Below are 4,138 nucleotides of genomic sequence, written 5' to 3' on the forward strand. Positions count from 1 at the left end.
AATTTGGCATTAAAATTTCTTCTTTGTCTGGACATGATAATGGATCCTTTCTTTCATACTGGTTTAAGTATATCAGATTCATTAAAAACTGTCCGAAAAAGTGTCTTAATTTATGAGACCATTATACTAATCGTGTCTAATTTTTTTTGCAACATGGGAGAATCGCCCATATTCCGAACAAAATAAAAAATTCTTTTTGCATTTTAATAAAAACAAATTATTCTCCAAACACCTTCCTAATTAAATTAAAGAAAGGAGTTTTTATTTATGAATATTAAAATATCTCTCGATAAAACAGCATTTCAATGTAAACCAACCAGTAGTCAAACCGCTTTTATGAAAAAGAGGTTGCCTGAAGAAGAAGATTATTATGATATTAAAACCATTGCCGAATGCATAGGGAATCATGGACACTCATTTCTCCCTGCAACTTTTAATGGGATGGCAAGTAAACAAGAAAATTTTGAACAATGTCAATTATTCGGATTAGATTTTGACAATGAACCAGATTATGAAAAAATCAAACAGAAGTTAAAGAAGTATCATCTTCCAATCGTTTTCTCTTATCATACATTCAGTTCCACTCCAGAACATCCAAAGTATAGGATTATCTTATGCCATATTGTTCCAATTACAGAAAGATGGTTAGCCGATATGATTTTAAAAATGTTGAAAAAGATGTTTCCTGAAGCAGATAAACTCTGTTTTGAAACTGCCAGATTATTTTACGGTGGAAAAGGATTAATTGACTTCAATAATGTTGTCGAAGAAACAGGTGAAAATACATTTAATGTATATAACTTAGTACAATCTTTTGAAAAATTTTTGCATGAAGATGATAGAAAAAATTTTGCTAGAAATATAAAAACATTTGCTCGTAGATATGGAATTGGGTTAAGCGATAACCATTTTAATATTTTTTTTAAAGGAAATCCGGCATACATAATCACCCGTGAGGGTGTCACCTCTCCTTCTTACTATAAAAATGACGACCTAATAGGAAAGAATATTAAATATGAATTATATATTCCAAATATGTCTTCAAAAATTATTTTTTATGAGTTTAGCGAAGAGCAAAAAGAGAAAGAGGGGTTAAAAATATATGTAGATAAGAACGAGAAACCTAAAAAAATTGAGAAAGTAGCTGAGAATAAAATATGTAGCCTTTGTAGATTATGGAGAGAATTTACTAACGGCACTGGTGAGCGTTTAAATCATGATGATAAATTTTTGTTAGCAACAAACATTAGATTTATTACAGGATATCAAAAGCGATTCTTTGACGCACTAAAAAAACATTATCCTGATTCAAATTTATATGATTGGCGAAAACACTTCCATTTTATGGAAGAAAATAATTACAAACCGCAAAGATGTGAGGTATGTAAATATAGCAATACTTGCAATCATGGATATACTCTATTAGAAACCCTACGTAAAAAAAAATTTATTTTTCGTACTAAAAATTATGATTTTGTCTCTATAGATGAAAGCGTTAAACAAGTATCCCATGCATTGAAAACGGCTCTAAAAAATACAAAAAACCGAATTCACTTAATCCCCGGTCAAACCGGTATAGGAAAAACCACCCTATATATTAATTTAATCAAATCTTCGAGATTTAAAAAACCACTATTAATCGCAGTCCCTACAAGTAATTTAAAAAATGAGCTGAAAGAAAAGATAGGAAAAGATAAAGTATTAGACATCCCAGCTCTTAATGATTTGATGCTCGAACCTGCTACAAAGCAAACTCTAAAAAAATATTATGAAGAAGGAAATTTTGATGAGGCACGTGAAGCAATAGCAGAAATTTGTATGGAATTAGAAGCTTCTATAGATGATGAGTTCTTTTTATCAGGTGCTACAGAACGTCCCTCAGATGCTTTTAATAAGTATTTACACCCTGAAGATTATTTAGAAAAAACATCTAAATGTGTTATTATGACACATGCTCGTTTTCTTTCACTTCCAACTAAACTTTTGAAAAAATTTGAAATAATAATAGATGAAGACATTTTATACAATAGTATGCTCACAAGAGTAGGGTCTGTTAAAATTTCTACTCTTGAAAATGTCTTAAAAGAATCTAGGTTATCATATGAAGCCAGATTAGAGATAGAAAATTTATTAGATTTGCAAGAAGGAAAATGCTATAAGAAAGAAACCTACGGTCGTATCGAACTCGATATTGAAACAATAGAAAAATGCAAGGCTAACGACAATCTTACAGAATTTCTAAAGGCTGGATGCTATATGCGACAGAAAGACTGTATTAAATATCTTCCTCCGATTAAATTTCCCAAATGTAAGTTAATTATACTGTCTGCGACGTTAGATAATGTTATTTATGAATTATTCTTTCCTACAAGAGAATTCATTCTTCATGAAGTTAAGCAAGCAGCATATATGGGAAATGTAATCCAATATCCTGCATATTCTATGAGCCGAAATACGATAAAAAACATCATAAAATCCAATGATTTATCTTATTCAACTCCGACTATGTTATTCAAAAAGATTCTTTCTTACACTTATCACGTAACCTATGGCATTACTTTTAAAAAGTATGAAAAAGACCTACAATTAAAGAATACATTACATTTTGGTAATCTCGCCGGAACAGATTGTTATTCTGGAAAAAATGGAGTAATTATAGGTACTCCACATTTTCCAACATATCTATACGAATTGATTGCCTGTACTATTGATATATCGGAAAGCAGCACTAACTCATACAAAAACCGCCGTGTTAATTATAAAGGGGATCGTTTTCGTATGATGTCATATAAAAATGAGATTTTACAGCGAATCCAATTCTATCTAATTTCTTCAGAGTTGGAGCAAGCAGTTGGCAGATCACGATTACTACGAACAAACAGTACAGTATTTGTATTCTCTAATTTTCCTTGTGAACAAGCCGATTTTTGTGAATTTGATTATCTAAAAAATGCCGATGTCCAAAAACAGGACACCGACCAAAGACTATAATTAATACACTGTTTCCTTAAATAAAAAATACAGCAAAGAGCTTTTAATCTATCTCTATGCTGTATTTTTTATTTGCATAAACTACTTATTCCTAATATCGCTTTCCAGTTGACTTATCTGTACTGGATAAACTCAATTACTGCCTGCTTTGTTATCTTCCATCGACTTCCCACTTTAAAAGCCTGTATCTTTCCCGTATGTATTAAATCAATCAATGTATTTTTTCCAACTCTTAAAATATTTTGACATTCTTTAAATGTCATTATCTCTGGAATATACTCATACATAAATTAACACCTCTCTCATTTTATTTTTAAAAATGTGTTTACTACTGTTTAAAACGGTTTCATTCTTTCTTTTACAGATTAATTTTAAATTCTGTATAATAAATATTTTTGCATATAAAAACAGGAAGAACCCTTATAAAGATTCTTCCCATTATACCCTTATTCCATGCTACTTATTAAATCAATATTAGCTTTTTCATATTTGTTAAGAACACTTTCATCAAAATCACTTGGCTTTACCGTTCCTTTATACCAGCTTTTTGATTCAAAGTAATCTTGTAAATCTGCACTATCAAACATTCTCCCATGTCGTGCATATATTTCATTTTTAGCCAGTCTACGGTCTGCATCGCTGAGATTTTCTACTTCTTTTTCTGTAATGTATCTGGAATCACTACCCTCTAATATATAATCACCATCTACGGAAGAATCTTGTTCTTCGTCTGCAATATATTCTGAATCACTAGCAACCGAAAATGCTGTACTCTCTTCTGTAGCATATCCTGAATCAACACCTGCTAAAAGTTCCGAATTTTCCTCTTCGTCCAAATCATCATCTTCTCCTGCCATCTCTGCTATTTTTTGTTTAATTCTCATTGCTTCTGACTGTGTACTATGTTTGGCAGTCTTCTCTCCGCTTGAACCACCACATTTAGAAAGGCATATTGAAACTATAGCTAGTGCCATAAAAAATTTCATACTTGTTTTCATAAAACTTTCCCCTATCAAAAATAGGTACTGTAAAGTTTTACAGTCCTATTTTTGTTTAAAACCTTATATTTTCAAGGATTTCATCACTTTTTACGAATAAAAAAGCAATGACCCCCTTTTTCATGTATAATGTAAGTGACCAAACTCAA

Annotated in this window: 3 protein-coding genes; 1 reads left to right on the forward strand and 2 read right to left on the reverse strand. The window is 30.9% G+C overall.

Annotated features, from left to right (window positions below):
• Window positions 1-267: 267 nt before the first annotated feature.
• Window positions 268-2,991 (forward strand): hypothetical protein, encoded by a 2,724-nt coding sequence (locus FYJ25_RS14145; protein WP_154581579.1) that lies wholly within the window; start codon window positions 268-270, stop codon window positions 2,989-2,991.
• Window positions 2,992-3,104: 113 nt separating this feature from the next.
• On the opposite strand, the gene FYJ25_RS14150 is transcribed toward FYJ25_RS14145, so the two are convergent.
• Window positions 3,105-3,278 carry a helix-turn-helix domain-containing protein gene (locus FYJ25_RS14150; protein ID WP_154581580.1) on the reverse strand — a complete coding sequence of 58 codons (174 nt, stop codon included), beginning with the start codon at window positions 3,276-3,278 and terminating at the stop codon, window positions 3,105-3,107.
• 159 nt (window positions 3,279-3,437) lie between these two features.
• Window positions 3,438-3,989, reverse strand: coding sequence for a YARHG domain-containing protein (locus FYJ25_RS14155; protein ID WP_154581581.1), 552 nt, complete (start codon window positions 3,987-3,989; stop codon window positions 3,438-3,440).
• Window positions 3,990-4,138: the final 149 nt, after the last annotated feature.

The sequence above is a fragment of the Anaerobutyricum soehngenii genome (genome assembly GCF_009697165.1).
Taxonomy (GTDB): Bacteria; Bacillota; Clostridia; order Lachnospirales; family Lachnospiraceae; genus Anaerobutyricum; species Anaerobutyricum soehngenii.

Coding starts and splice junctions, on each gene's coding strand:
- FYJ25_RS14145 (WP_154581579.1), top strand. CDS start 268: ATGAATATTAAAATATCTCTCGATAAAACAGCATTTCAATGTAAACCA.
- FYJ25_RS14150 (WP_154581580.1), bottom strand. CDS start 3,278: ATGTATGAGTATATTCCAGAGATAATGACATTTAAAGAATGTCAAAAT.
- FYJ25_RS14155 (WP_154581581.1), bottom strand. CDS start 3,989: ATGAAAACAAGTATGAAATTTTTTATGGCACTAGCTATAGTTTCAATA.